Raw genomic sequence first — 22,819 nt, 5'->3', positions numbered from 1 at the left:
CTTTAGTTATGCGTTTACCCGTACTAGTTTTTGATATAGAAACGTTGACTGACCATCGTTCAGGTGCACATTTGTACGGGTTGGATTTGTCTGAAGAAGATCTTGAACAGGCTTTGATGAAAATCCGTCGCCAAGAATCAGGTATGGATTTTCAACGTTTACCCTTACATGAAATTGTGTGTATCTCAGGTTTTTGGCTTGATGAAAATGGTACAATGAAACTCTTTTCATTTAGCCAAGAACATTTTTCTGAAGCTGAAATTTTAAAGAAATTTTTATCTATTTTTGATAAACGTCATCCAACTTTAGTGAGTTGGAATGGTTCACAGTTTGATTTACCTGTGATTTTATTCCGTGCAATGTATCATGGTTTATCGGCACCGAGTTTATTTGATCAAGGTGAGATTGATACGCAAAAACGTTATAATAACTACCAAAATCGTTATCATCATCGTCATGTCGACTTGATGGATGTGATGGCAATGTTTAATGGTCGGCATTTTCAAAAACTAGATGATATTGCACATTTACTTGGTTTTCCTGGTAAGCGTGGTATTAAAGGTTATTTTATTCCTGAATATGTCAAAACCAAACAATGGCTCAAGTTGACCAGTTATTGTGAGGGTGATGTATTAAATACATGGTTGATTTTCTTGCGTTGGAATCTGTTAAAAGGACAAATTTCTTTATCAGATCATCAGTTATGGATTCAGGCAACCATTCATTATTTACAAGGTCAACCGCAACAAAATGAGTTTATGCAGATTTGGCGTGAAACTTCACAAAAAACTGCATTTAGCGCATCAGATTTTCCTTCCACTACAGATTAGGTTATTCCTTTGAAACATAGAGCTAAACCTCGACCATCTCAACAACCACAGTATATTTTTAATGTTGAGAGGCTTTCACATGAGGGGCGAGGGATAGCGCGTTATGGAAATGATCCAAACCATCCACTAGAAAAACAGGGTAAAAGTGTTTTTATCCGTTTTGCATTACCCAATGAAACCGTTAAAGTGCAAATCACACGTCAAGTTTCTAAACTTGAAGAAGCGGATTGTATTGAGTTATTGGGTGAGCCACATCCGCAACGTATTGACCCAATCTGTCCGCATTTTGGTCGATGTGGTGGTTGTAACTTGCAGCATTTACATCCTGATGAACAAATTCGTTTTAAACAAGATGTATTAAAATCACATTTGAATCATTTTGCAGGTTTAACACCTTTAGCGTGGTTAACGCCTATTCGTTCATTAAAAGTTGATTATCGTCATAAAGCACGCATTGGTGTGCGCTATATTGCGAAAACGAAAAAACTGCTGATGGGCTTTCGTGAGTCGCAAAGTAATCAATTGATTAATATCCAAACGTGTAAAATTTTAGATCAACAATTAGATAAGGCTTTACCTGAACTGCGTGTATTACTCGAAAGTCTAACAGGCAAAGCAGACATTGGTCATATAGAATTAGCAAAAGGCGATCAAGAAATTGCGTTGTTAATTCGCCATACAGCAGATTTATCGACAAAAGATGTCAACCTATTAAAACAATTTGCGTTAGAGAAACAGTGGCAACTGTATTTTCAACCTGCGGGAAATGAGAGTTTACATCGTGTAGATGATCCTCAAGCTGCGATGCATTTACATTATAGTTTGAATGATTTTGCAATTAATTTTGCATTTAAACCGACTGACTTTACACAGGTTAATCCTACTGTAAATCCGCAAATGGTAAAATTGGCATGTGATTTGCTTGATTTACAACAAGGTGAGCGTGTGCTTGATCTTTTCTGCGGTCTGGGTAATTTTTCTTTACCACTCGCTAAAAAAGTAGGGCAAACAGGCTGTGTTATTGCCGTTGAAGGCAGTGCAGAAATGGTTAAACGCGGTACAGAAAACGCACTGAAAAATTGCATAACTAATGTTACGTTTTACTCACAAGATTTAACAAAAGATTTTTCTCAAAATTCTTGGGCAAATCAAGGATTTGATGCATTATTAATAGACCCACCTCGTGCAGGGGCGGAGCAAATTATGCATTATGTACCTAAGTTTGGTGCAAAAAAAATCGTTTATGTATCCTGTGACCCTGCAACACTGGCAAGGGATGCAGGAATTTTAGTGCAACATGGATATCAGCTGAAAAAGGCAGGTGTGATGGATATGTTTACACATACAGGTCATGTTGAATCCATTGCCTTATTTGAAAAAAATGTTGAGATAAACGATTTATAATGAACTGTAGATTCACAGGAGAAAGGTATGGTCACAGTACGTGAACAACTTCCAGAACAGCTAAATGAGTTGTCTGAGGAAGCGACTGTAGAACATGCCGTAGAAGCGCAACAGGCTTTAGCGACTTGGCTAGATCGTGTACGTGGAATTTTAGACGGTGCAGAGCTGCATCAGCTTCAAGAAGTAGCTCAATTAGTTTTACAAAAAGAATTAGCGACCATAGCAAATAGCCGAACCAATACCTTTGCAACAGGAATTGGGATGGCTGATATTTTGGCGCATTTACATGTCGATGAAGATACCTTATCTGCTGCTGTTTTATACCGTAGTGTGCGTGAAGGTATTACCACCCTTGAAGAAATTCAAGAAAAGTTTGGAGAGCATGTTTTTAATCTTGTCAAAGGTACTTTGGCAATGGGGAAACTCTCTGAACTGATCGAAAAAAACAAACGTTTAGAAGACCATTTTAATAATAACCAACGTGAGCATTTGTCTGGCATTTATAAAATGCTGATTTCTGTGACTGAAGATGTTCGGGTTGTATTAATTAAATTGGCTGAACGTACTTATGCATTGCGTGAATTGGCAAAATCACCTAGAGAGCGTCAAGAACGTGTTGCACGTGAAATTCTTACCATTTATTCGCCTTTGGCGCATCGTTTAGGGATTGCACAGTTAAAGTGGGAACTTGAAGATTTAGCCTTTCGCTATTTAGCGCCTGAACGTTATAAAGAAATTGCATCATTACTCAATGAAAAGCGTCTTGAGCGTGAACACTATATTCAATTTGTAGTGGACAAACTCAAAGGTGAATTGGCAGCGCATGAAATTTATGCTGAAATTTCAGGTCGAGTGAAGCATATTTATTCAATTTATCGCAAGATGAAGAGTAAAAATCTGAGCTTCGATCAGCTTTATGATATTCGTGCAGTACGTGTATTGGTCAAATCGGTTCCTGAGTGTTATCACGCTTTGGGGATTGTTCATCAGATTTGGCGTCATATTCCACATCAATTTGATGATTATATTACCAACCCTAAAGCAAACGGTTATCGCTCATTGCATACAGCGGTGATTGCTGAAAATAAATCGCTTGAAATTCAGATTCGTACTGTAGAAATGCATGAAGAAGCTGAGTTAGGTGTTTGTTCTCATTTTAATTATAAAGAAGGTTCTAAAACCACAGATTATTCATTTAATCATCGTTTGCATTCATTGCGCTCTGTGCTAGAGCATTATCAAGAACGTAATGAAACCAATGTGCATCCAAATGAAGATGAGAGTGAGGATTTTGAACATATTCAAGACTTTGAAGGTTTTGAAAAGATTTATGTCTTCAGTCGTGATGGTGATATTAAAGAGTTACCACGTGGTTCAACCGTATTAGACTTTGCTTATCATGTGCATACAGAAGTGGGGAATAAGTGTTATGCAGCACGTGTGAATCAGCGTTATGTGCCACTCACTTATACCTTGAAAACAGGTGAACAAGTTGAGATTTTAACCAAAAAAGATCGTGAGCCTAACCGAGATTGGTTGGTCAACTCTTTAGGTTATATCAAGACAGCACGTGCACGTGACAAGCTGCGTCACTGGTTTAGACAACAAGACCGCAGTAAAAATTTAGAAGTTGGACGTGAAATTCTCAATAAGGAGCTTTCACGTTTAGCGATTCATCCAAAAAGTATCGATTTAAGTGATTATTGTAACCACTTTAATGTCAAATCTGGCGATGATATTTTAGTTTCGTTGGTGAGTGGCGATATCAGTTTACATGCATTGATTAACCAAGTTAATCGTCATATGCATTTAGATCAGGATGAACCAGAACTTGTTCTTAAACCAACACTTAATCCACGTGCAAGTCATACTTTATCGGCACATGGTATTTTAATTGATGGCTTGGATAATGTTGAACTCCATGTAGCACAATGCTGTCAACCTGTACATGGTGAGTCGATTGCTGGATATATCACGTTAAACCGTGGTGTAAGTATTCATAAGGTTGCATGCTTAGATTACCTTCGTATGATCAAGAATGAACCTGATCGTGCTGTAGAAGCAGATTGGGAAATGCAGCCTACACGTGGGCAAAGTGTGCAAATCGTTGTTGAGGCTTATGATCGACGTGGTTTACTGAAAGACTTAACTCAAGTGATTTTTTCAGATCAGATCAATATTCGTCAGGTCAATACCATTTCTGAATCAGATGGTATTGCCAATATGAAATTATTGATTGAAGTGAAGGGCTTGGCGCAACTTTCTCGTTTGTTGGCACGTTTAGAACAACAACCAGGCATTATTAGTGCAAGACGATTAGTACAAGGCAATTAATCTATTGCTGATAAAAAACCTGCGTAATGCAGGTTTTTTTATTTGCTGATATTGCATCGATTTTTATTTTCGACTTAAAAATATATTGCCTAAACGGTTAATGATTTGTGGGCTGATACTTGAAAGTTGATACATGATTTTGGTTTTTAAGCCGATAGGATGATGGGTTTGGGTAAAAAGCGTGCCTTTGCTTTGTACGAGTTTTAAGACTTGTTCAGCAATATCTTGTGGTTTTAAATCAACACCAATATTCTGAATTGAAGCTGCATCCATGTTAGTCACCATTGCTGTTTGTACAAAGAGCGGCATCACATCTAAAACACGAATTCCATATTTTTGCCATTCTACATCTAAGCCTTCTGTGATACCACGCACTGCAAATTTACTGGCAGAATATGAGATAAGATCGGGTTGCCCATAAATCGCAGAAGCAGAAGAAACATTAATGACGCGTGCAAAAGATGCCTGTTTTAAAAAAGGCAGTGCAGCATGACAGCCATTTAAAACGCCATTGACGTTGACATTAATTGTGCGTTGATGTGCTTGAATATCCGTTTTTTCAAAAGCACCAGAGTATAAAATTCCTGCATTATTGACCAAAACATTGAGCTGACCTGCCCAAGCACTAAATTCTTCTAGGGCATTTTGCCATTGTGCATAATCACTTACATCAAGCTTTCCTGCTTTGGCATGATTACCGAGTTGTGCTGCAAGATGCTGTGCTGAAGCTTCATTGATATCATAAATGCCTACCTTATAGCCTTGCTGGTAAAAAGTTCGAGCGATTGCAGCACCAATACCTTGTGCTGCTCCACTAATAAAAATACTTCGACGCATCACAACATCCTTTTTATTTTAAATATATGAATCATGTCCCAGTTGAACATAAAATACTTTTCGGTGACAAGTTTTTAGTACCATTCTTCGATATTTTGTAAATACAGGACATTTTTATGGAAAAGTTATTAGCGATCATGCAGCAATTACGTCAGGAATGTCCTTGGGATCGTGAACAAACGCCAGAATCTTTAACACGTTATGCGATTGAAGAAGCGTATGAGGTTGAGGCAGCCGTACGAATGGGTAATGTGACTGATATTCGTGATGAATTAGGAGACTTACTGTTGCAGGTTGTTTTTCAGTCACAAATGTATAGCGAGCAAGGTGCTTTTGATTTTAATGATGTGGTTGAAGCGATTTGTCAAAAACTGATTCGTCGTCATCCTCATGTTTTTGAAAAAGATAAATTTGATCAATTAACACCTGATGATGTTTCACAACTTTGGCAAAAAATTAAGCAGCAAGAAAAGCAAGGCAAGGCTCAATCGCGCTTAGATGAAGTGAAACATGCACCAGCATTAGTTCAAGCTGAAAATATTCAAAAAAATGTTGCAAAAATTGGTTTTGATTTTCCAGATGCAGAACAAGCCTATAGCAAAGTAAAAGAAGAGTTAGCTGAGTTTGAAGCTGCTGTAAATGCTGGGAAATCCGATGAAATGGTAGATGAATTTGGCGATTGTTTATTCTCATTGATCAATGTTGGGCGTAAACTAGGCATTTCAAGTGAAATGGCACTACTCAGTACGATTCACAAATTTAAAAAGCGCTTTGCTTTTATAGAAGATCAAGTATTACAACAAGATAAAAAATTAGAACAGATGAATTTAGAAGAATTAGATCAACTATGGGAGCAAGCCAAACAATATTTAAAACAACAGGCTTTATATGAACAACAACCTAAACCAATCGATTAATTTTTCAAAAAAAATAGTACGTTTTTCGATGATTTTATTTTTCAGTATGCTCTCAACTATGCTGAGTCATGCTGAAAAATTTGATGATAATTATGTGAAATGGAAAGAAAAACAACAAGCGCAAGATACACGCTTGAAAGGTAATGATGCAAATTATTATCTGGCAAAGCCGAATGTGACAAATAGCAGAAATAGCCAAAATCTCACAACGTCGTTGGGTTCAAAAATCAATATTAATACAGCAACTTTGGAACAATTGCAGCAGTTGAATGGCATAGGTGCGAAAAAAGCACAAGCTATTTTGGATTATCGTCAACAAAATGGAAAGTTTAAAAGTTTAGATGATTTGCAAAATGTGAAAGGAATTGGTCCTAAAATGGTGGAAAAAAACCGTGCAATGATGAGTTTTTAGGTGATTTTGAGATCGTTAAAATGATAAATTCTGCATATGATGATTGAATATTTAAAACAAGATCGAGAGAATCAAATTGCCCTTTGATTGTGTTAGAGATATCATTAGCATAATTACAATTTTCACGTCCTGACGTAGGAGACAGCGTCTTTTGCAAACTTTGCACGCGTCAAAGTGTGGGTTAACCACCGCTCAATTACCTTCTTCCATTTTAGATGTTATTGATTCTTTAACAAAAGCAGGCTATGAGGCTTATATCGTGGGTGGCGGTGTTCGTGACCTAATGTTGGGACAAAGTCCTAAAGATTACGATGCTGTTACCAATGCGACACCCTCTCAAATCAAAGAGGTTTTTGGTCGTCGTTGCCGAATTATTGGTCGTCGTTTCGAATTAGCACATGTTTATTCGGGGCGTGAACTGATCGAGGTTGCAACTTTTCGAGCACCTCCTAAAAAAGCCATTACCTCATCTGCAGGTATGATTTTACGTGATAATAATTGGGGAACAATCGAGCAAGATTTTGCTCGTCGTGACTTTTCTATTAATGCTTTGTATTATCAACCACGTAAAGGTATTGTGCTCGATTTTTGTAACGCAGTTGATGATATCAAAACCAAAACTTTACGTTTATTAGGTGATCCTGCATTACGTTTTGAAGAAGATCCTGTACGTATGTTACGGACTTTACGTTTTGCTGCAAAACTGAATTTTAATATTGATGCTGCGATTTTAGACATCTTTACACCTGAAATGACGAAGCTTTTACGTGATGTTTCACCACATCGTTTATATGATGAATCACAAAAGTTATTTACGATGGGGCATTTGCATCGTGTGATGCCAATGTTGATTAAGTTCGGAATTTGGCAACAATTATTTGCTGATCTAAAAACAGAAATCACGCCATTTATTGAACGTGCTGCATCAAATACAGATCAACGTATTCAAATCGGTAAAACCATCAATCCTGCATTTTTCTACGCAGTATTGTTATGGGAAAATTATTTACAACGTTGTAGTTTTTACCATGCAAAAGGAACGGTTGCGGCTGAGGCACGCGCACAAGCAGGTTTAGATGTATTAAAACGTCAAGCGACTCGAACCATTATTCCACGTTTTGCAGAAACGTTTATTCGTGAAGTTTGGGAAATGCAAAATCGTTTATTAAACCCAAAACCACAGCAAATAGAAGCACTTTCTGGGCATGCACGTTTTAGAGCAGGCTTTGACTTTTTATTATTAAGAGAAAAGTCTGGTGATGCTTCAACAAATGGTATGGGTGCATGGTGGGATGCTTATCAAAACATGTCCACAGACGAAAAAGAGCGTGCTATTAGTACCTATAATCGTCAACGTGCGAAGAGCCGTCGTAAAACAACCACTGAAGAAAGTGTAGAGGCTAAAGTTTCTACACAAATTGAACCTTTAGTGAAAGAGTCAGAAACACGTAGTCGTCGTTCACGTAAAACACAGTCTGAAGTGAAAAAAACGGTACCACAAACCGTTGCTCATACAGCAGGAGAGATCAGTCCTGATCATCCGATTTTAAAACGTAGACGTGTGCAGCGTGACTTAGCCAAAGTTGTTTTTGGACCAACACAATGAGTGTCATCACTTATATAGGCTTAGGCAGTAATTTAGGGGATTCACAGCAGATTTTACGAGAAGCTGTGCATCAACTTAGACAATTAGGCGCTGTAAAAGTTTCAAAGTTATATCATAGCCCTCCAATGGGACCACAAGATCAGCCTCATTATCATAATGCTGTTGCGCAGTTGGTCACAGACTTAGCGCCATTGGCTTTATTAGATGAATTACAACGTATTGAAAATGAGTCTGGTCGAGTGCGTTTGCGTCGTTGGGGTGAGCGAACTTTAGATTTAGATCTTTTGCTTTATGCTGAAAAAAACATTATAAATGAGCGACTCAATGTGCCACATATTGGTATTTTAGAGCGTGATTTTGTAGTGATTCCATTGTTGGACTTAGACTCAAAACTCGAAGTTAATGGTCAATCTTTACAAAACTTAGAACTTGTACAACATTCAACTTTAACAGTTTTAGCTGATACACATTGGGCAGATATTGAGCCTGTTGAAGGCTAAGAAACTCTCAATGATAGAGGAAAATCGTCATGATTAGTCTAAGTGATTTACGAAAGTTTAAAACGCAAGGACGTAAATTCTCATGCTTAACTTGTTACGATGCAAGTATGGCAAAAGCAATGCAAGTTGCTGAAATTGACAGTATCTTAATCGGTGATTCCTTAGGAATGACCATTCAAGGGCATGATTCAACATTACCTGTCACAGTGGCTGATATGGCATATCATACTGCCGCAGTACGCCGCGGCAATCAGCACTCATTTATTTTGTGTGATTTACCATTTATGAGTTATGCCACCTTAAATGACGCTTTAGTAAACGCTAAAACAGTCATGCAAGCAGGTGCGCAAATGGTCAAACTCGAAGGTGGAGAATGGCTAGCTGAAACTGTGCAAACATTGACTCGTAATGGTATTCCTGTTTGTGTGCATTTAGGTTTAACACCGCAATCTGTGCATGTCTTTGGCGGTTATAAATTACAAGCAAAAACTCGTGAAGCAGCAGATCAGCTTATTCATGACTGTAAAGCTGTTGTCGCAGCAGGTGCAGCAGTTTTATTACTTGAATGTGTACCCGCACAATTAGGTCAAGAAATTACAGAATTATTCCCAGATGTACCTGTTATTGGTATTGGCGCAGGGAAAGAAACGGATGGTCAAGTTCTGGTCGTACAAGATATGTTAGGACTTACTTTTGGTAAAGTGGCACGTTTTGTGCGTAACTTTATGAAAGAACAGGCAGGTGATACTGCTATTGTGGATGCATTTAAGGCGTATCATGTCGCAGTGCAAGATCAGTCATTTCCTGCAATTGAACATACTTTTCAAGTCGAGCTATAAACATGAAAACTGAAACCACTATACAAGGATTATCGGCATCATTAAATCCTGCTCGATCGGCACGAAAAATCATTGGTTTTGTCCCGACGATGGGAAATCTTCATGAAGGGCATTTAAACCTTGTTCGTGCAGCACGTAAATTGTGTGATGTCGTTGTGGTCAGTATTTTTGTAAATCCAATTCAGTTTGGACTAAATGAGGATTTTGATAATTATCCTCGTACATTGGAGCATGACAGTCATTTATTAGCAGAAGTTGGATGTGATATTGTTTTTGCACCTTCTGTTGAGCAAATGTATGGCAATCAACCACGCTTGACCAATATTAGTGTAGGTGAAATTACCAACGATTTATGTGGTTTACAACGTGCTGGGCATTTTGATGGCGTTGCGGTTGTTGTCACGAAATTATTTAATATTGTACAACCTAATTTTGCTTTTTTTGGTCAAAAAGATTATCAACAATTGGCTGTCATTAAGCAGTTAGTCCGTGATCTGAATATGGCGATTGAAGTGATTGGTGTGCCGATTGCACGTGCAACAGATGGTTTAGCATTAAGTTCACGTAATGGTTATTTGTCTGAACAAGAACGTCAAACTGCACCAACGATTTACGCAACTTTACAGGCAGCTGAAAAGCAATTGCAAAATGGACAGGACTTGAATTCAGTCTTGACTGACATTCGTAGTCAACTGACTAATGCTGGTTTTGTTGTGGATTATGTGGAGGCGCGTAGTCCTTCTTTGCAAAAGATTAGTCAATTTGATCAAGATGTTGTATTGTTCATCGCAGCCAAACTTGGAAAAACACGTTTGATTGATAATTTACACGTCAAACATTCTACTTAAAAATAAAAATTAGGGTCGCCATGCCATGAAGCGTATACTTATCGTGACAGGACAATCTGGGTCAGGAAAATCATCTGCTTTGCAGGTTTTAGAAGATTTGGGCTATTACTGTATTGATAACTTACCCTTGGTATTGCTACCCGAAATTGTTGAAAAATTAGATAAAGAAAATAATTTAGAACAACTTGCACTCGGCGTAGATGTGCGAAGTACACAGGCAGATTTACAAGGTTTTGATCACGTCTTTCAGCTCTTGCAAAAGCAAGGTGAAGTTGATGTTATTTATTTGACAACTCGTGACCAAGAGCTCATTTCTCGTTTTAGTGCTTCTCGCCGACCACATCCATTATCAGCGCGTTTTAAAAGTTTAAATGAGTGTATACAGGCAGAAAAAAGCTTATTACTGCCTATTCAATTACGTGCAACAGTACATATCGACACTTCTGATAAAAGTGTACACGATTTAAAAGATATCTTATTGTCCAAACTCGGACAGTCAGATAAACTCATCTTGATTTTACAATCATTTGGCTACAAATATGGTATTCCTTTAGATGCCGATTTTGTCTTTGATGTGCGTCATCTACCCAATCCACATTGGGATTTAGAATTGCGTAAATTTTCGGGTTTAGATGCACCTGTAAAAAAATTCTTAGAAGACAGTCCACAAGCCAATGATATGTACAATGATATTTATCATTTTTTAAACAAATGGTTGCCAGCATTTTCTGAAGGTCATCGACATTATATTACCGTGTCGATTGGCTGTACGGGTGGGCAACATCGCTCAGTTTATATCGTAGATCGATTGAAAGCAGCACTACAGTCGAAATGGACGATTCAAGTATTACATAGAGAAATGAAGCACTGGTCATGATTGACACAACTGTTGACGTAATTAATAAATTAGGGTTACATGCGCGGGCATCTGGAAAACTCATTGAAGTCACCACCAAGTTTCGTTCTTCGATTCAAATTGGTAAGGGTGATAAATTAGTCGATGCCAAGAACATCCTTTCTTTACTTATGCTTGGAGCAGGTAAAGGAACCACTTTGCGCCTAGTGATTGACGGAGCAGATGAAGAAAAGGCTTTATCTGAAGTTCAAGCACTATTTGCAGCTAAATTTTACGAGGCAGAATAATCGTGGCACGTCGTCCGCAACGTTTTACTGAAGATGATTTTGATTCTTTAGAAGGACGTGCAAGTAAATCAGAACAGAAAAGAGCTGTACAACGTATGGCTGCTTTAGGTGAGCAGCTTGCTGACTTATCCAAAAAGCAAATTGAGGCTTTACCTGTTGAGGAACGCTTGATTGAAGCATTGCTTGATGTGCAGTTGATTACATCGTTTGAGGCTCGTCGTCGTCAGTTTCAACGTATTGGTAAATTACTGCGTAATGAAGATGAGGCAATGATTTTGTCTTATCTGACACCTAAGCAAGGTATAAAAAAATTAGCGCAATTAGATCGTTGGGTTGATCGTATGATTGAACAACGAGATCCTGCGATTAAAGAGTTTTGTAAGTCTTATAATGCAGCAGAAAGTCATTCTTTGCGTCAGCATGTATTACGTATTCATCGTGATATTTCATTGCAAGCGACAGAAGAAGAGTTGGCTGAGTCTAAACAGAAGTTTTTAAACTATGTTCAGCAAGTTGCTTTATTGTCTGAACAAGGTAAAGCCAAGTAATTTTTATTCACTTGAATTTGATTGTAAAAACGACCTTTTGTGGGTCGTTTTTTTATTGTGTGGGTGATCTCATGCATTTTTATGATCATATAAATTTATTGTTTAAAATGAGAGATAATTTGAGTTTAATAAATTTTACAAAATAATATGCCATATATAAGGCATATTTTTGTATAAATTGATCAGTCATGTCTGTGAGTTTATTTCACTTCTTCTAAGTCCTCTCCTAAAACAGGAGAGGAGGTGTCTTAAGGATTAACTGAACTCACCGACTGAACGTTCTTTCGCCCAATCTCTTAAGATAAACTTCTGTAATTTACCTGTTGAGGTCTTCGGAATTTCACCAATCACCACATCTTTAGGGACTTTAAAACGCGCTAAGTGTTGTTTGCAAAACTCGATCACATCTTCAGGTGAGGTGGTTGCACCATTTTTAAGCTCGATAAAGGCACAAGGTACTTCCTGCCAACGAGGATCAGGCTTTGCCACTACAGCAGCAGTCATGATCGCAGGGTGGGTATAAAGCACTTCCTCAACTTCAAGAGAAGAAATATTTTCACCTCCTGAAATAATAATGTCTTTGGAGCGATCCATAATTTTGGCATAACCATCAGGTTGGCAGACTGCAAGGTCACCCGTATGGAACCAACCACCTTTAAAGGCTTCTTCAGTGGCTTGGGTATTTTTCAGATAACCCTTCATGACAATGTTGCCACGGAACATGATTTCGCCCATGGTAGTTCCATCATTAGGAACGGGCTGCATGGTTTCAGGGTCAAGCACACGCATACCATCTTGTAATGGATAAGGTACGCCTTGACGGGAATGTAACTGTGCTTGTTCGCTGATTGAAAGTTCACTCCAACCTGCTTGTGAGGCACATAGTGCAGACGGACCGTAGGTTTCAGTTAAACCATAAACATGATTGACCTGTACACCAATATGATGCATGCCTTCAATAATTGCCGCAGGTGGTGCAGCACCTGCTACCATGACTTCAACATGATGGTCAAATTTGATTTGTTGCTCTTTTGGTGTATTGATCAGCATAGACAATACAATCGGTGCACCACAGAAGTAATCCACTTTGTATTGATCAATCAATTTAAAAATCAGTTCAGGATCAATTTTACGTAAACAAATATTGGTACCGCCATTTGCCGCCACAGTCCACGCAAAACACCAACCATTGCAGTGAAACAATGGTAATGTCCATAAATATTTACAACGTGGGGTCATGCCACAGGCAATGATATTACTTGCTGCATTGATATAGGCACCACGATGATGATAGACCACACCTTTCGGGTTGCCTGTCGTACCTGAAGTATAATTTAGACTGATGGCATCCCATTCATCTTGTGGTAAATGCCATTCAAAGTTTTCATCTCCGCCTTTGAGCCAGTCTTCATATTCGATCTGACCAATGCGTGGAGTAGAGTCGTTATTTTCGTACTCTACATCTGCCACATCAATGATATAGATTTCCTGATCAATCAGCGCGATAGCTTCCTGCGCCAATGCAGCAAATTCAGGATCGACCAAAAGTACTTTGGTTTCGGCATGCTCAAGCATGAACGCAATGGTTTTTGCATCCAAACGGGTATTTAAGGTGTTGAGTACAGCACCTGACATAGGCACTGCAAAATGTGCTTCAACCATCGCAGGAATATTTGGGAGCAATACAGAAACGGTATCGTTCTTTTTGATGCCTAGATTTTGTAATTGATGTGCAAACTGACGACAACGGGTATAAGTCTCACGCCATGAGATATGACGAGCACCATGTACGATCGCATCCTGATGTGGATAAATATAAGCAGCACGCTCTAAATAACGCAACGGTGACAATGCTACAAAGTTGGCAGGTGTACGCGGTAATTCATCATAAGCACTGACCATGTTTAGCTCCATCTGTATTTGTTTTAATTTCCATGTTTAAAAGATATGCATATCAAGCCTTGAATGCATTTATGCTTTAGTCGAGTATTTATTCTAATTTGAATTGTAGAGAAAAGTTTAATTTTTTTATTTTTGAGAAATATTTTATAAATATCTGATTTTTATTAAAATGAAAGTTAAATAAGCAAATCTTAATCTCTATTTCAATAACAAAATATTACGAAGATCGGTGTAAAGTGAACGCTGAGTTTATTTTTTAGATATTCAAGCTGTTTTATATCCAACTGAAAATAAGGTAAATAGCGCCAGTTTGAGTTTAATTTAAATATTATGTAACTTTTATCATAGATAAAAAATTTAAATGTTGAATTCATTGAGTCAAAACAGAATGAAATGCTTCACAAAGGTTTATTAATCACCATGAAAGGTGTAAAATTTTTCACACTTTAAATATGTTGCACCGATTTTATCTTGAGGGTCTTCCTCGATCATAATCTCGCGGTGATATGCTCTATTGTACGGGGCATCACTCCTTAAGGATTTTTAAATATGCCTATTATCACATTGCCAAATGGCGATCAAAAAAGTTTTGACCAAGCTGTTTCTGTCATGGAAGTTGCACAGAGTATTGGACCTGGACTTGCAAAAAATACGGTTGCAGGGAAAGTGAATGGTCGCTTAGTTGATGCAAGTGATTTAATTACTGAAGATGCTACGCTTGAAATTATTACACCTAAAAATCAAGAAGGTGTAGAAATCATTCGTCACTCATGTGCGCACTTGGTGGGTCATGCAGTAAAACAATTATTCCCAGAAGCAAAAATGGTGATTGGTCCTGTCATTGAAGAAGGTTTCTACTATGACATCTGGATGCCACGTCCATTTACTTTAGATGATATGGCAGCGATTGAAGAGCGTATGAAACAGCTCATCAATCAGGACTACGATGTCATCAAAAAAATGACGCCTCGTGACGAAGTGATCGCTGAATTTACTGCGCGTGGCGAAGAATACAAATTACGCTTGATTGCAGACATGCCTGAAGAAACACAAATGGGCTTGTACTATCATCAAGATTATTTGGATATGTGCCGTGGTCCACACGTACCAAATACTAAATTCTTAAAATCATTTAAACTCACTAAAATCTCTGGTGCTTACTGGCGTGGTGATGCGAAGAATGAACAGCTACAACGTATTTACGGTACAGCTTGGGCTGATAAAAAAGAACTTGCTGCATACATCAAGCGTATTGAAGAAGCTGAAAAACGCGATCATCGTAAAATTGGTAAAGCTTTAGACTTGTTCCATATGCAAGAAGAAGCACCAGGCATGGTGTTCTGGCATCCAAATGGCTGGACGATTTACCAAGTCCTTGAACAGTACATGCGTAAAATTCAGCAGGACAATGGCTACGAAGAAATTCGTACACCACAAATTGTAGATTTTACATTGTGGGAAAAATCAGGTCATGCGGCGAACTATGCAGACAATATGTTTACGACTCATTCAGAAAGTCGTAACTATGCTGTAAAACCAATGAACTGCCCATGTCACGTGCAAGTCTTTAACCAAGGTTTAAAATCTTACCGTGATTTGCCGATTCGTTTGGCAGAGTTTGGTTCATGTCACCGTAACGAACCATCGGGTTCGCTGCACGGAATCATGCGTGTACGTGGCTTTACTCAAGACGATGCACACATTTTCTGTACTACTGAACAAATCGGTAAAGAAGTTGCAGACTTTATTAAACTGACTTTAGATGTTTATAAAGACTTTGGCTTTGAAGACGTGCAAATGAAACTGTCTACACGCCCTGAAAAACGTGTGGGTGCAGATGAGCTTTGGGATGTTGCAGAAAAATCTTTGGCAGATGCTTTAGATGAAGCGGGTCTAGACTGGGAAGAGCAACCAGGTGAAGGCGCATTCTATGGTCCGAAGATTGAATTTTCATTGAAAGACTGCTTAGGTCGTATCTGGCAGTGCGGTACAATTCAGTGTGACTTTAACTTACCATTACGTTTAGACGCTTCTTATGTCACAGAAGACAACGATCGTGACCATCCTGTGATGCTTCACCGTGCAATTCTTGGCAGTTTTGAGCGTTTTATTGGTATACTTATTGAACATTACGCAGGCTTTATGCCACCATGGTTGGCACCCGTCCAAGCATGTGTCATGAATATTACCGATTCTCAAGCAGCAGCATGTGAAAATGTAGTTGCAAAACTCAAAGAAAATGGCATTCGCGCGATTTCAGACTTGAGAAATGAGAAAATCGGCTTTAAGATTCGTGAGCGTACTCTAGAACGAATTCCTTACCTATTGGTACTTGGGGACCGAGAAGTTGAGGAAGGTACAGTCAATGTCCGTACTCGTTCAGGAAAAAATTTAGGTACTATGTCAATCGATGCATTTGTTGACCTAGTGAAAGTAGCCGTAGCCGAACGTGGCCGGTATATTGTGGAGTAAGAAAGATTAAACAGCCTGACCGTAACCAACAACAAGGTGCTAAAAGCAATCGTCCTGCATTAAACGATGAGATTAAGGCAAAAGAAGTCCGTCTCGTCGCTGCAGATGGAGAACAAAAAGGCATCGTGACGCTTGCAGAAGCGTTACGTGCTGCTGAAGACGCAGATCTTGACCTTGTTGAGATTGTGGCAAATGCAGAACCGCCTGTTTGTAAAATCATGGATTTCAACAAACATTTATTTGATCTGAAGCAAAAGCAAAAAGATGCTAAAAAGAAACAGCATCAAGTTCAAGTCAAAGAAATCAAGTTGCGCCCAGGTACAGATGTTGGTGATTACAACGTTAAGTTGCGTGCTATTCTGAAGTTTCTTGAAGAAGGCAACAAAGTCAAAATTACTCTACGTTTCCGTGGTCGTGAAATGGCTCACCAACAACTTGGTCTTGCTCAATTACAAAAAATTGAAGCAGATGTCGCTGAGTTTGGTGTTGTTGAACAAGCGCCAAAAATGGAAGGTCGTCAAATGGGTATGTTACTTGGACCGAAAAAGAAAAAGTAATATTCTCCTGATCCTAAAAAGCACTGCTCATGCAGTGCTTTTTTATGGGAAATGAAAAATGATATCTAAAAGTTTGTTATCTTTATGGATAAAAATTCCTAAGCTGATAAAGGGTAAAAGCTGCATTTTTATCTAAAAGCATGCTATAAAAGTTGAATAACACGATATAACATTGAAAAAAGTGAAAATAGAAAGGATTGAAAATGATTGATTTGTATTATTGGGGCACACCCAATGGACATAAAATTACCATTGCTCTTGAAGAAATGGGTTTGGAATATCAAATATTTCCGATCAATATTTTAGAAAATGATCAGTTTCAGCCTGATTTTTTAAGGATTTCTCCCAACAATAAAATTCCTGCAATTGTTGATCAAAATGGTCCAAATGGTGAACCGATTTCAGTGTTTGAGTCTGGTGCAATTTTGCAATATTTAGGTCGAAAAACGGGTCTGTATTATCCAAGCAATGAACAAGATCGAGTAGATGTAGAGCAATGGTTAATGTGGCAAATGGGTGGCTTTGGTCCTATGCTTGGGCAAAACCATCATTTTAGTCAGTTTGCAAAAGAAAAAGTCCCTTATGCCATAGATCGCTTTGTGGCGGAAACGAAGCGTTTATATTCAGTTTTAAACAAACAACTGATTGGGCAAAAATTTGTTGCAGGAGAGTATTCGATAGCTGATATGGCGATTTTGCCTTGGGTATTACGTCACGAATGGCAGCAAATTCAACTTGAAGATTATCCATATGTTAAAGAGTATGTGGAGCGCATGACAGCTCGACCTGCTGTGCAAAGAGCTTTATCCATCAAAATCTAAATTGTTATGTTAAAATCCAAAACCACCGATTTCGGTGGTTTTGGATTTGTGGATATCAACAATGAAAGCATTTTTTTTAAATTTCACTCTAGCTTTGGAAAAAAATCCAAAAATTTATTGGAGTGTGATTATAGGTGTTGCGCTATGTTTAGCTTTATATATTGCTGAAATTATTCATATTCAAACTGTTTTTTCAAGTATTCAGTCACAAGACCGAGCAGTGGTACGGGCAATCATTGACCCACTCGCACAGCGTTATCATTGGGGGCGTATGTTGGTTATCATTTTGGCTGTCATTTGGGCAAACTTACAATATTTTAAAACCAAGAAACAGCTTAAATTATAACGAAAATAGAGCCCTCATGATTAAGGCAGATCGTATGAAAGCAACCATTGCACAACATTTTTTTGCAAGTTGCCTGTGTATGTTTTTGACTGCAATCATTTGTGCTTATTTGCAAAATAAATATTCGGTTGATCGTGTAAGTATATTAGTTTTTGCGTTGATGTCTATTGTTGGTTTGGTATTTTCAATTACTTTTGCATTTTTACAGAAAAAATTAAAACAGAATGTAAAGAATACTGTTATTTTAACGAGCATACTTGCTATTTATTTGGTGTTATTAAATTATTTTTATCATGTACAAATAAATGATTATATATTTCTAGGATGGCAATTAAAGTTTACATTCTTGCAAAAAATAATAAACTCAGCATATTCTTTTTGGCTAGCTTATTTAGTTCCTTTTATGATTTCATTCTTTTACGCAAAAACTTATACTAAAACCCTGTTAAATTAGTTATATGGCATATTTTTTACTATTTTTATCAGCTTTTGGTGCAGCAACTTTAGTCTGAAGCAGTCTTGATTGGACTACTAACTCAAGAAAAATATTCAGTTTTTGGACTGATTATAATTGCATCCATAGGGAATATATTGGGTTCATGTATAAATTTGTATTTGGGATTAAAAATAGAACAATTTAAACATAAAAAATGGTTTCCTGTATCTGAATCAAATATGATTAAAGCGGAAAAAATTTATCAAAAATATGGATTTTGGTCATTATTTTTAAGTTGGATGCCGATTATTGGTGACCCGATTACTTTAATTGCGGGATTATTAAAAGAACAATTTTGGCGCTTTTTATTTATCGTTACTTTAGCAAAAACAGGACGATATATTTTTATTTACTTATTTTATGTTGGCTTTTTTTAAAATATATATCAAAAATATACATTCAAATGAGTAAAGAAATATTTTCATGTAAAATTTAAAGGTTATTGCTTTTGTTTTGTACGTAGATGATTTAGAATACTGCCTCCCTTACCTGCAGGTCGTGCTCGCAATGGTGCGAACGTACCGAACAGGTGTTTAAAGAGGTTGTTATGGCTAAGTTAAAAACTCGCCGTGGTGCAGCTAAGCGTTTCAAAGCGACTGCTAACGGTTTCAAGCGTAAACAAGCGTTCAAACGCCACATTTTGACCAAAAAATCTGCTAAACGTATTCGTCAATTGCGCGGTTGTGTCATGGTTCACGTAAGTGACATGAATTCAGTTCGTCGTATGTGCCCATACATCTAAGGAGATTATAAATGGCTCGTGTAAAACGTGGTGTACAGGCTCATCGCCGTCATAAAAAAATTCTTGCTCGTGCTAAAGGTTACTATGGTGCGCGTTCACGTGTTTATCGTGTAGCGTTCCAAGCGGTAATTAAAGCTGGTCAATATGCTTACCGTGACCGTCGTCAAAAGAAACGTCAATTCCGTGCTTTATGGATTGCGCGTATCAATGCTGGTGCTCGTCAAAATGGTTTGTCGTACAGCCGTATGATCGATGGCTTGAAAAAAGCTCAAGTGATCATCGACCGTCGCGTACTTGCTGACATTGCTATGCATGACTCAGTTGCATTTGCTGCTTTAGCTGAAAAAGCTAAAGGTGCATTAGCTGCATAATCATCATTGATGATTAAAAGAAGACCGCTATTTTGCGGTCTTTTTTTGTGCTTGAGCTTCAAGAAAAACATTTTCAGACAGTGTGTAATTATGCCAATGATAGCGTGCTAGAAACATATAAGTTTGCTGAACTTGTAGATTAGGATTGTACTTAGGATAATTTTTACTGATATAGAATTTATCATCACCATTGCTCGGTTGCCACACTTGTTGCTTGCTTGAAACTTCAATTAGTTTTGCTGAATAGTTTATTTCTGTTCCAAAATTTGCGGTGTAATAACTATGCACAATAGGCAATAAAAATGCATATAAGGCAATCGTTATAAAGAAACTTGAAATCATTGCACCTAGAAAGGCAAGCTGTTCAATCTCTTTACGGATCCATAAAAAACTTGGAATAAAGATCAGTAGAAAAATACTACAAAAAACTGGAAAAGTAGGATAATCAGTGAAAAATAAAAAAGGGGCTTGAGCTGCTAAAAACATGCCAAGTCCACCAATAGGAACACTCGCGATCAGTAAATAGGCAATCCGTGGACTTATATTAATATTGATTTGTTCACGCATGATGGTATTTACTTCTTTTGCGGATAAGCTAATTTCTTGAATCCCTTCTTGAAAGTTATAATATTGTTTGAGTAATTGAATAAATTCAATTTTTTTATCTTCTTGTAAAGAAGAAATGTCTAAATTAAGTTGGAGTGTTTTAAGCGGAAAGAAATACAATTTTTCTTCAGGCTGAACTGTTTTTGTATTAAATATTGGACGTTGTAGAAAAGAGGTAAATTTATTTTGAGTGACTTTTAAAAGACCAAACTGACAATAATCAATATTTTTACGTTCAATAACGGTGATTATTGGGATATTGAGTAAGGAATAGTAAATTTTCTCAGGACTTACAACCAGTTGAATCATTTTAAGGGTTAGATCTAAAAATACCCAGATCCCAAGGTAAAAAGAAAGGAGTATAAGGTCATTTGCTTGTTTATCTGAAATTGGAAAATGATGTAAATTATATTTAAAATATTCTATCAAAATAGAGAAACTGAATGGCTGAGCAAGTTTGGTAAACCATGAAAAAAATGGAAAAACAAAGATAATGATGATAAATAAGAGGAAAACCACACAAATAGTATATTTATTGAAAAATGGTTTACGATAGGAAAGGGGAAAGCTTGCTTTCATAAGTTTCTCTGTTGTTATGATTTATTAAAGTATTTTTAGCTTTTTGTTATAATAAAGAGAAATGATGATTTATAAACTTGATTCAGATTAATGGTCATTCATGTTTAAATAATGAAATCAAAAGATTAAAATAGATTTTGAAGAAAAAGTTATCCCTAAATAGGGAATAGAAATTCAAAATCAATATTTTTATAATCATTTATGTATTCTAAAAATTTATAGAGGAAGTAATAAAATGAAAGTATGGGGGCTACTCTTTTGTACGATTTTTTTATCAAGCTATGCTATTGCAAAAAAGACCATGACATGGGATGCAAATACACGTGGAGAAGCGTGTAGTAGCGCAAAAAAAATTTTAGAAATTAGAGGCAAACAAGCAAAAAATGATTGTCAATGTACGCAAAAAACGAATGGTACTTGGACGTGTGCAGCAGAAAGTAAGAGTTAAATGAGTGGTTTTAAAATAGAATACTCTGTAATTAAGCCAATAGTGCATTCTGTGACTTATTAAAAATTAAATAGATTTATCGGATTGTTTATCTGATTTGGGTAGTATTTTATATAGTGCATATAGAGAAGCGATAGCAAATAAAAAAATATTTCCCCCATGTACTGTGAAATATGCCAATACCCATAAAGCGCAGTAACACCACAGCATAAACCATAAAAATTTGATCAGTCCAAACCAGTTAAAACCAGACGTTTTTTCATCAGATTGTATATTCTCAGTGTCATTTATATTTGAATGATTAATTGAGTCATCTAGTGAATTTTCTATGATTTTTGATGGAGTAGCAAAGAATGTATGTAGTGGTCTTTGTGTATGAGGTGCAGAATCTTGATAATGGTTAGCACTATGCTTTAACAAAATAGGAAATAACTCATCTAGAGTTTGATTTGCTTTTGAGAACTCTTTTCTTTCATTTTCAGACATATGCCAATAAGCCGCATATTCATTTTTACTATGAGATTCAACATTAAAAGCGTGAGTAAGTGCGGCAGCATTGATGATTAAATTGCTGGCATAATTACGTTTTAAACTAAATGGTAATAATGGAAACTGTTCTTCTTTCTTGTATAAATTACCTTCATAACAATTATTTTCTGTTAGTGGGACAGGAAAGGTTCCGTAACGTTTGGAAATTTCAAAATTATAGACTTTATTTTGATAATCTTCATAAAAAGATTTCCATGAAATAGGGTGTAAATCAGCTAAAATTTTATCAGTAAATTCAGGAGATATATCCATTAATACATAATTTTCAACACTTTCATGATAATTGTTATAGTCTGATTGCAGTGGAAAATTATTTTCATCATATTCTTGCCAAAGTGGTTTCTCGTCAACATGAATTAACACTTTAAAAATTTGATTTGGGAAATGGCAAACGATACAAAAACTATATTCACTTACATTAAAATAAAAGATTTTAGAATCAAGCAGTGGTGGCAATAGCTCAGAAGAAAAATGCAAACTGATTTTATCAAGTCCTTGTATTTTAAGGTGATTAAGTGTGTGTGAGGCGGAACCTGCTAATAATGTGCCATATTCAAGATCGCGTACTATTGGAAAGTGCGTGAAAATTAAGGGATGGCGATCTAAAATTTCTGAATCAACTGAACCACTGAGGTATTTATTTCCATAACTGACGAAAGCAACTTGGCGATAAGCTCTTTCTAAATACATTCTTCTTTTCCTGTTATGATCT

General features: G+C 37.0%; 24 protein-coding genes and 1 pseudogene. 21 read left to right on the top strand and 4 right to left on the bottom strand.

The genetic code is table 11. From position 1 onward, the window contains the following. The first annotated feature begins 8 nt into the window (after positions 1-8). The 3 genes from HX005_RS00285 to HX005_RS00275 are packed head-to-tail and all read left to right on the top strand — an operon-like array spanning position 9 to position 4,568. Complete coding sequence (locus HX005_RS00285) at positions 9-830, top strand: 3'-5' exonuclease (RefSeq protein WP_286375884.1); 822 nt, start codon at positions 9-11, stop codon at positions 828-830. A gap of 9 nt (positions 831-839) precedes the next feature. Further along, positions 840-2,234 carry a 23S rRNA (uracil(1939)-C(5))-methyltransferase RlmD gene (gene rlmD / locus HX005_RS00280; protein WP_286375883.1) on the top strand — a complete coding sequence of 465 codons (1,395 nt, stop codon included), beginning with the start codon at positions 840-842 and terminating at the stop codon, positions 2,232-2,234. A gap of 27 nt (positions 2,235-2,261) precedes the next feature. Next, positions 2,262-4,568, top strand: a complete 2,307-nt coding sequence (locus HX005_RS00275; protein ID WP_286375882.1) for a RelA/SpoT family protein — start codon at positions 2,262-2,264, stop codon at positions 4,566-4,568. Positions 4,569-4,631: 63 nt separating this feature from the next. Here HX005_RS00275 and HX005_RS00270 read toward each other — a convergent pair whose 3' ends face one another. Then, complete coding sequence (locus HX005_RS00270; RefSeq protein ID WP_107006708.1) at positions 4,632-5,405, bottom strand: SDR family oxidoreductase; 774 nt, start codon at positions 5,403-5,405, stop codon at positions 4,632-4,634. 116 nt (positions 5,406-5,521) lie between these two features. Here HX005_RS00270 and mazG point away from each other — a divergent pair, with 116 nt between their 5' ends. The 9 genes from mazG (at position 5,522) to yjgA (ending at position 12,218) form a co-directional block, all read left to right on the top strand. Further along, positions 5,522-6,322 (top strand): nucleoside triphosphate pyrophosphohydrolase, encoded by an 801-nt coding sequence (gene mazG / locus HX005_RS00265; RefSeq protein ID WP_286375881.1) that lies wholly within the window; start codon positions 5,522-5,524, stop codon positions 6,320-6,322. Positions 6,323-6,350: 28 nt separating this feature from the next. Then, positions 6,351-6,734, top strand: coding sequence for a ComEA family DNA-binding protein (locus HX005_RS00260; RefSeq protein WP_502872703.1), 384 nt, complete (start codon positions 6,351-6,353; stop codon positions 6,732-6,734). A gap of 151 nt (positions 6,735-6,885) precedes the next feature. Beyond that, positions 6,886-8,340, top strand: coding sequence for a polynucleotide adenylyltransferase PcnB (pcnB, locus tag HX005_RS00255; RefSeq protein WP_107006705.1), 1,455 nt, complete (start codon positions 6,886-6,888; stop codon positions 8,338-8,340). Continuing rightward, on the top strand, positions 8,337-8,840 hold the full coding sequence (gene folK / locus HX005_RS00250) for a 2-amino-4-hydroxy-6-hydroxymethyldihydropteridine diphosphokinase (protein WP_107006704.1): 504 nt from the start codon (positions 8,337-8,339) through the stop codon (positions 8,838-8,840). Before pcnB ends, folK begins: the two co-directional genes overlap by 4 nt. A gap of 29 nt (positions 8,841-8,869) precedes the next feature. Beyond that, entirely contained in the window at positions 8,870-9,679 is an 810-nt protein-coding gene (gene panB, locus HX005_RS00245) for a 3-methyl-2-oxobutanoate hydroxymethyltransferase (RefSeq protein ID WP_286375879.1), read from the top strand. 2 nt (positions 9,680-9,681) lie between these two features. Next, complete coding sequence (gene panC, locus HX005_RS00240) at positions 9,682-10,527, top strand: pantoate--beta-alanine ligase (RefSeq protein WP_286375878.1); 846 nt, start codon at positions 9,682-9,684, stop codon at positions 10,525-10,527. 25 nt (positions 10,528-10,552) lie between these two features. Further along, complete coding sequence (rapZ, locus tag HX005_RS00235) at positions 10,553-11,404, top strand: RNase adapter RapZ (RefSeq protein ID WP_107006701.1); 852 nt, start codon at positions 10,553-10,555, stop codon at positions 11,402-11,404. Then, complete coding sequence (locus HX005_RS00230) at positions 11,401-11,670, top strand: HPr family phosphocarrier protein (protein WP_065994388.1); 270 nt, start codon at positions 11,401-11,403, stop codon at positions 11,668-11,670. The genes rapZ and HX005_RS00230 overlap by 4 nt, the downstream gene beginning before the upstream one ends. A gap of 2 nt (positions 11,671-11,672) precedes the next feature. Then, positions 11,673-12,218: a ribosome biogenesis factor YjgA gene (yjgA, locus tag HX005_RS00225; protein WP_286375877.1), complete on the top strand. Its 546-nt coding sequence runs from the start codon at positions 11,673-11,675 to the stop codon at positions 12,216-12,218. A 255-nt stretch (positions 12,219-12,473) separates the two neighbouring features. Here yjgA and HX005_RS00220 read toward each other — a convergent pair whose 3' ends face one another. Beyond that, positions 12,474-14,120: an acyl-CoA synthetase gene (locus HX005_RS00220; RefSeq protein WP_286375876.1), complete on the bottom strand. Its 1,647-nt coding sequence runs from the start codon at positions 14,118-14,120 to the stop codon at positions 12,474-12,476. Between the two features lie 549 nt (positions 14,121-14,669). Between HX005_RS00220 and thrS the strand changes: the two genes are divergently transcribed. The 8 genes and pseudogenes from thrS (at position 14,670) to rplT (ending at position 19,925) form a co-directional block, all read left to right on the top strand. Beyond that, positions 14,670-16,592 (top strand): threonine--tRNA ligase, encoded by a 1,923-nt coding sequence (thrS, locus tag HX005_RS00215; protein ID WP_107006698.1) that lies wholly within the window; start codon positions 14,670-14,672, stop codon positions 16,590-16,592. Positions 16,593-16,597: 5 nt separating this feature from the next. Beyond that, positions 16,598-17,149 (top strand): translation initiation factor IF-3, encoded by a 552-nt coding sequence (infC, locus tag HX005_RS00210; RefSeq protein WP_107006697.1) that lies wholly within the window; start codon positions 16,598-16,600, stop codon positions 17,147-17,149. Between the two features lie 203 nt (positions 17,150-17,352). After that, positions 17,353-17,970, top strand: coding sequence for a glutathione S-transferase N-terminal domain-containing protein (locus tag HX005_RS00205; protein ID WP_286375875.1), 618 nt, complete (start codon positions 17,353-17,355; stop codon positions 17,968-17,970). A gap of 61 nt (positions 17,971-18,031) precedes the next feature. Then, a complete protein-coding gene (locus HX005_RS00200) occupies positions 18,032-18,316 on the top strand; it encodes a hypothetical protein (protein ID WP_286375874.1) in 285 nt (94 codons plus the stop codon). Between the two features lie 16 nt (positions 18,317-18,332). Beyond that, complete coding sequence (locus HX005_RS00195) at positions 18,333-18,770, top strand: hypothetical protein (RefSeq protein WP_286375873.1); 438 nt, start codon at positions 18,333-18,335, stop codon at positions 18,768-18,770. A gap of 4 nt (positions 18,771-18,774) precedes the next feature. Then, a pseudogene (locus HX005_RS00190) lies at positions 18,775-19,189 on the top strand (YqaA family protein). 170 nt (positions 19,190-19,359) lie between these two features. Further along, complete coding sequence (gene rpmI, locus HX005_RS00185; protein WP_002054552.1) at positions 19,360-19,554, top strand: 50S ribosomal protein L35; 195 nt, start codon at positions 19,360-19,362, stop codon at positions 19,552-19,554. A gap of 11 nt (positions 19,555-19,565) precedes the next feature. Next, on the top strand, positions 19,566-19,925 hold the full coding sequence (rplT, locus tag HX005_RS00180; RefSeq protein ID WP_004723060.1) for a 50S ribosomal protein L20: 360 nt from the start codon (positions 19,566-19,568) through the stop codon (positions 19,923-19,925). 27 nt (positions 19,926-19,952) lie between these two features. Here the strand turns inward: rplT and HX005_RS00175 are convergent, their stop codons facing one another. Beyond that, positions 19,953-20,840: a hypothetical protein gene (locus tag HX005_RS00175; RefSeq protein WP_286375872.1), complete on the bottom strand. Its 888-nt coding sequence runs from the start codon at positions 20,838-20,840 to the stop codon at positions 19,953-19,955. A gap of 505 nt (positions 20,841-21,345) precedes the next feature. On the opposite strand from HX005_RS00175, the gene HX005_RS00170 reads away from it, so the two are divergent. Further along, positions 21,346-21,558: a hypothetical protein gene (locus HX005_RS00170; protein ID WP_286375871.1), complete on the top strand. Its 213-nt coding sequence runs from the start codon at positions 21,346-21,348 to the stop codon at positions 21,556-21,558. A 66-nt stretch (positions 21,559-21,624) separates the two neighbouring features. Here the strand turns inward: HX005_RS00170 and HX005_RS00165 are convergent, their stop codons facing one another. Continuing rightward, positions 21,625-22,797, bottom strand: coding sequence for a hypothetical protein (locus HX005_RS00165; RefSeq protein WP_286375870.1), 1,173 nt, complete (start codon positions 22,795-22,797; stop codon positions 21,625-21,627). Positions 22,798-22,819 lie beyond the last annotated feature (22 nt).

It is taken from the genome of Acinetobacter sp. R933-2, assembly GCF_030325485.1.
GTDB lineage: Bacteria > Pseudomonadota > Gammaproteobacteria > Pseudomonadales > Moraxellaceae > Acinetobacter > Acinetobacter sichuanensis.
Note: the sequence above shows the minus strand (reverse complement) of the source record. Positions and strands in the feature narration are given on the sequence as shown.